Raw genomic sequence first — 865 nt, 5'->3', positions numbered from 1 at the left:
CGCTTGCCCGGCAGCGGCTCGGCCGCCAGACGCGCGGCGAGCCGTTCGGCAAAGCCGGGCGACAGGTCGGGCGCGGGCGCCGCGCGCAGCACGTCGCCGATATGATAAAACACCTCCCAGGCCTGCTGGCCGTCCGGACTGCCCAGGGCGGCAAGCGCCAGTTCCTGGTCGGCATCCGGGATCTCGCCGTCGCTCAACGCCGAGATGAGTTCGCGGTTTTTCTTGTTCGTATCCATCGTCGTTCCATCACGCCGGTGTGTGATCCGTTGTCTCCATTATCGGGAATTCCGGTCGGCCGGTACGCCGGACCGCCGGGACGCCCACGATCATCGCTACCTACCGACGCTTGTCCGCCGAGACATCGAGCAAAGGCCGCAATTTCTCGGCGATGACTTCGCGCGCCCGGAAAATCCGGCTCCGCACCGTACCGATTGGACACGCCATCACTTCGGAGATTTCCTCGTAGCTCAAACCTTCGATTTCGCGCAGGACGATCGCCGTCCGTAATTCCAGCGGCAATGCCTCCATCGCCGCATTCACGGTATAAGCGATCTGCTTGCTCGCCAACACCGATTCCGGTGTATTAATGTCTCGCAAGCTATCCGCGTCGTCAAATCCTTCCGCACGTTCGGCATCGGCTTCCGTCGAAGTCGGCGCCCGTCTGCCTTGCGTAACCAGAAAATTCTTTGCTGTATTGATTCCTATTCGATATAGCCACGTATAAAACGCGGAATCGCCCCGAAAATGGCGCAGTGCCCGGAATGCCTTGATAAAGGTCTCCTGCACGACATCTTCCGCCTCGGCCGGATCGTGCACGAGGCGCGACACCAGGCGCATCAGGCGGCGCTGGTATTTCGCCACCAGC

Annotated in this window: 2 protein-coding genes; both read right to left on the bottom strand. The window is 61.4% G+C overall.

The window, feature by feature from the left end:
* Positions 1 to 236, bottom strand: a 236-nt coding sequence (locus AC1DYX_RS31575; RefSeq protein ID WP_477266211.1) for an RseA family anti-sigma factor, incomplete at its 3' end; no start/stop codon positions are given.
* 100 nt (positions 237 to 336) lie between these two features.
* The gene (gene rpoE / locus AC1DYX_RS31570) at positions 337 to 864 is read right to left on the bottom strand and encodes an RNA polymerase sigma factor RpoE (RefSeq protein WP_477266209.1); all 528 of its coding nucleotides are present in this window, start codon (positions 862 to 864) and stop codon (positions 337 to 339) included.
* Position 865 lies beyond the last annotated feature (1 nt).

The organism is Massilia sp. P2_C2, assembly GCF_056404615.1.
This window is presented reverse-complemented; position numbering and strand designations above follow the sequence as displayed.